Source organism: Frankia sp. CeRuru1 (assembly GCF_977966315.1).
Genome location: NZ_CDWWEW010000392.1, coordinates 1 through 4,609, shown reverse-complemented (window position 1 = coordinate 4,609; position 4,609 = coordinate 1). Strand labels below are relative to the sequence as shown.

General features: G+C 70.8%; 4 protein-coding genes. 2 read left to right on the top strand and 2 right to left on the bottom strand.

All coding sequences use genetic code 11. From position 1 onward, the window contains the following. Positions 1 to 494: 494 nt before the first annotated feature. Positions 495 to 1,661, bottom strand: a complete 1,167-nt coding sequence (locus AC08OP_RS21100) for a helix-turn-helix transcriptional regulator (RefSeq protein WP_476615769.1) — start codon at positions 1,659 to 1,661, stop codon at positions 495 to 497. Positions 1,662 to 1,758: 97 nt separating this feature from the next. Between AC08OP_RS21100 and AC08OP_RS21095 the strand changes: the two genes are divergently transcribed. Then, complete coding sequence (locus tag AC08OP_RS21095; protein ID WP_476615768.1) at positions 1,759 to 2,244, top strand: VOC family protein; 486 nt, start codon at positions 1,759 to 1,761, stop codon at positions 2,242 to 2,244. Between the two features lie 38 nt (positions 2,245 to 2,282). On the opposite strand, the gene AC08OP_RS21090 is transcribed toward AC08OP_RS21095, so the two are convergent. After that, positions 2,283 to 3,428, bottom strand: a complete 1,146-nt coding sequence (locus AC08OP_RS21090; RefSeq protein WP_476615767.1) for an amidohydrolase family protein — start codon at positions 3,426 to 3,428, stop codon at positions 2,283 to 2,285. Between the two features lie 362 nt (positions 3,429 to 3,790). Between AC08OP_RS21090 and AC08OP_RS21085 the strand changes: the two genes are divergently transcribed. Then, a partial coding sequence (locus AC08OP_RS21085) for a type I glutamate--ammonia ligase (protein WP_476615766.1) occupies positions 3,791 to 4,609 on the top strand: 819 nt, incomplete at its 3' end.

Sequence of the window (4,609 nt, the reverse complement as noted above, 5' to 3'; positions counted from 1 at the left end):
CCACGCTCCCAGCCGGGCCCGCGCCCACGATCACCACGTCGTAGCTTCCTCTGACCACGCCAGAAGTCTACGTGCTCCATGAATGGCAGGGGTTGGCATCACCTATACGACGCATCTGGAAGGATCTTCGAGTGGAAGATGCGCTGTTCGGAACCGTCGGTGACCAGTGGCTCCATGTCCTAGGTTCAGAGATGCACGCGGAGTCTGGACGAGGGCCAAATATGATCATTGTTCTGGTCGTGACCATGATCAGTTGATCTTCCGGGTCGCGCGGGCTTGGATTCAGCCCCCTCTGGGGCGTTGGCGACCGTCGAAGCCGCTGCTTCGTCCCGCTCAGCGCTTCCTCGATGGACGCTGATCAAGGGGCGTGGGCATCCACCGTCCGTAAAGGTTGGCAGCCTGGTGCCGGCGTTATCCCAGTGATTCAGACGAAGCGCCGAGGCGCCACGTGGCGTCCGGAGGCGTCAGGCTCCCGGCAGTCAGGGCGCCGGCAGTCAGGGCGCCGGCAGGTTGTGGTTCCCGGCGACGGGCCTGCGACTTCCGCCGTTGCCCGGCGCCGGTGCGCCGTACAGCGCGGCGAGCGCGCCCGCGGCGCGCGTCATCGCCTCGCGTAGCTCCGGGGGGTGGAGCACCTCCAGATCCGGGCCGAGTACGAGCAGCTCGCGCTCGGCGTGCCGGACGGACTCGATCGGCACCACCGCGCGTACCCAGCCGTCCTCCTCCGGTGCGCTCGCCGTTTCCCGGACGGCGCGGGCGACCGCCGGGGGGAGCCGGAAGGGGGCCATCGTCACGCCGGTCGGGGAAAGCCGCACGGTCGCCCGTGCCCGGTAGACCTCGGATTCGTAGCGGGCCGTCCAGCCGGCCCAGTAGGCGCCGAGGTCGAAGCCATGCGGCCGTTCGAACGTCTTGGTGGTCGTCTCGAGGCTGAGGATCTTCGCGACCCGGTACACCCGGGGCAGGGTGGCCGGCCCGCCCGCCGGTTCCGCGCCTCCGCTGCCGTCCGCACTCTCGGTGGCGCCCGCGGCTCGGGTGCCGTCAGGGTCGCGGCTGCTGCCAGCGTCCTCGGCCAGGCCTACGCCCTGGGTGCCGTGTGCGACGTTGGCGACCAGGTACCAGGTGCCGCTTTTGAGGACCACGCCGAGCGGTTCGAGGTGCCGGATGATCTCGCGGGGGGCCCGCCAACGCCGGTAGGTGACCCGGACGCGGCGCTGCTCCCACACCGCCGCTGCCACCTCGGTCAGCAGCGGCGTGTCCTCGGTGGCCCGGAACCAGCCGGGCGCGTCGAGATGGAAGCGCTCCCGCACCCGGCCGGCCCGTTCGCGCAGCTGCTCGGGCAGCGCCGCCATCAGCTTCAGTTCCGCCGCCGCGAGCATCGTGCCGAGCCCCAGCTCGCCGGCGGCCGCCGGCATGCCGGCGAGGAACAGGGAGTCGGCCTCGCCGGAGGTCAACCCGGTCAGCCGGGTGCGGTAGCCGTCGAGCAGCCGGTACCCGCCGGTGGCACCGCGGTCCGCCAGCACCGGGACCCCGGCCTCGGCGAGGGACTCCAGATCCCGGTAGACCGTCCGCACGGAGACCTCGAGTTCGTCGGCGATCTCACGCGCCGTGAGCCGCCCACGGGTCTGCAACAGCAGCAGGACGGAGAGGAGCCGGCCGGCACGCATGCCCGATTCTCCCCGGGCCATACCTGCCAGGAGAAGTCAGGTATGGCTTCGAGGATGGGATCCGACGCATCGACACCGGAACGCGAAGGAGATCGCCATGGCGGGAACGGACCCGGCTCGGGAGATGGGTGTGGAGATGGCCGGGGGCGCGGCCGCTACCGGTGCGGCGACTGGGTCCGCAAGTGCTGGCTCCGCGAGTGACGTGGCGGCGACCTGGGCCGGGCTGATGCTCGACTGCCCGGACGCGAAGGAGCTCGCGACCTTCTACGGCACGTTGACCGGGTGGGGCGTCGCCGGCGCCGACGACGAGGGGTCCTGGGCGTACCTCACCCCACCGGGGACCGAGATCATGATCGGTTTCCAGCGGGTGGCGGGCTACCAGCCGCCGCGCTGGCCGGACCAGGACGCCCCGCAGCAGTTCCACCTGGATTTCCGGGTCGCCGGCCTGGACGCCGCCATCGCCCTGGCGGAAGGCCTCGGCGCGAGGCAGGCCGAGTTCCAGCCGGGTGGGGACCGGTGGCGGGTGCTTCTCGACCCGGTCGGTCACCCGTTCTGCCTCTGCCCGCCGGCCGCCGCCGGCTGACCGCCGAGCCGCCAGTGCTGGTCAGGGCAGGTCGTTGGTCAGGGCAGGTTGTAGACGCGGCGGGCGTTGTCCGCGCAGATGAGCCGGGCGACCCGCTCGGCGTCGGCCGCGGTCCAGGCGTCGTCGGCGACTCCCGCCGCGAGGAACGCCGACAACCCACGCCGGAACAGGACGGCCCCGAGCAGGTACAGCTCGCCGAGCGCGAAGGCGTCGGTGGAGAAGAGGAACTTGCCGAACGGGGCGAGTTCGAGTGCCTGCGTGAGCAGGCCGGCCGAGCCGCGGCCGCAGTTGTGAATGGCGAGCCCGAGGTCGAGGTAGACATTCGGGAACACTTGGGCTAGGTAGCCGGCCTCCCGGTGGAACGGGTAGCAGTGCAGCAGCAGCACACTGACCTCGGTCGGTGCTATCGCCCGCAGCAGGCCGGTGAGCAGCAGTGGGTTGCCCCGGCGCAGGTCGATGTCGCAGTCCCCGTACCCGACGTGGATCTGGATGGGTAGCCGCGCGTCGACCCCGCACCAGATGAGGAAGGCGTGCAGGGTGGGGTCGGTCAGCCGGATCGGGGCGCCGGCGCGGATCTCGTGGATCCAGCCGCGGGCGGCGGCGGCGACCTCGCGGTCGGTCGGTCGCTGTGCGGGCAGCTCCAGGCCGCCGCGGTAGGCCGCGACCGACTTCACCGCGACCATGGTGGGGCGGGCGGACTCGAGCCGGGCCCGCACGGTGTCGGCGAGGTGGGTCATGCCGATCTGCCCGGTGATGACGTCGACCGCGACCTGCTCGGCGACCCGCTCCAACCGCACCACGTCCACGCCGCGTCCGCTGGCGAGCTCGGCCAGCTCCGCGGCGCTGGTCAGCGGCTCCGGTTGAAATCCGGCGTCGACGCAGAACGTGGTGATCCCGCAGGCACGCAGCAGCCGCCGGTGCACCTCGGCGTGGCCAAGCTCCGCCCGGCGTTCGAGGTAGTCTTCCGGCGCGGCATGCGCCGGTAGGTCGAGCACCGGCGCGCACCAGCGCCGCAGGGCGAAGCCGATCTGGCTGTCGAACAGCGTCGTCCCCGGTGGTCCGGGGTGTTCCGCCTCGGTGATCATGCTTTCGAATTCCGGGCGAGTCAGATCGCGGCCGACCAGACCATGGCAGTGGTGGTCGACGAGCTCGTGATCGACGAACGGTTCCACCGGGCGGCCCACCCATCGATGATCCCCCCTGGAAGGTGGGGTCATGCCTGACCGTACTGGACACACTCGGTCATCCTCAGGTCCACAGCGGCCCTGTGGATAACTTGTGGATTACTCCTGGCTCCCTGGGGACAGTCGTTCTGAAAGTCGATGATGTTGCCGTGTTTTCATCTCTTCTTGCGTCGGCGCCAGCTGTGGACAACGCTCGGAGCGCTTGTTATGAACAGATGGCTTCTCCTTCGATCCGGCCGAATTTTGTCGCTCTCCGTAACATTGTGGGAGAGGGAGGCGCCGCCGTGCCGTGCGCTCCGCCCGGCGTCCGGCAGGCGTACGCGCGACCATGGGGACAGGGGAGACCCGTGGGGAAGGTGAGGATGAACGAGCCTGCGTTGGACGAGTTCGCCCCTCGGATTATCGCCGGAGAGGATCGTAGGCGTGATCGGCTCGCCGCGGCGGCCCGGCACGCGGCGACGAACCTGGAGGTACGCGGCGTCGTCTGTGTTGCGGTGACCTACGTCGACAACAGTGGCATCACTCGGATGAAGGGGGTGCCGATCGGCCGGCTCGACGCGGCGGCGGTGTGGGGCGTCGGCGTGCCGCCGGTGTTCGACGTGTTCGGCGCCGATGACTCGATCACGGCGGGACGGTACGCCGGGGGTCCCGTCGGGGATCTGCGGCTGCATCCCGACCTGGACCGGCTGACACCCCTTGCGGCCCAGTCCGGCTGGGCCTGGGCCCCCGCCGACCGCCGTGACCAGGACGGCCGACCGCACCCGCAGGACGGCCGGGAACTCGTCCGCCTCCAGACGGCCCTGCTCGCCGAGCACGGCCTGACGGCGATGATGGCGTTCGAGGTCGAATGGGCCGTCTCCCCGACCGGTTCCGACGAGTTCGCCCCGGCCGCTCCCGGGCCGGCGTACGGGATGATCAGGGTGGCCGAACTCGGTGACTACCTGCGGGACGTGGTCACCGCGCTCACCGAGGAGGGGCTGGTCGTCGAGCAGATCCATCCCGAGTACGCGGCCGGTCAGTTCGAGGTGTCCGTCGCCGCGCAGGACCCCCTCGGCGCCGCCGACACGTGCGTGCTGGTCAAGGAGACGGTGCGCGGCGTCAGCAGGCGCCATGGCCTGCGCGTCTCGTTCGCCCCCAAGGTGCTCGTCGACAGCGTGGGCAACGGCGGCCACGTGCATCTG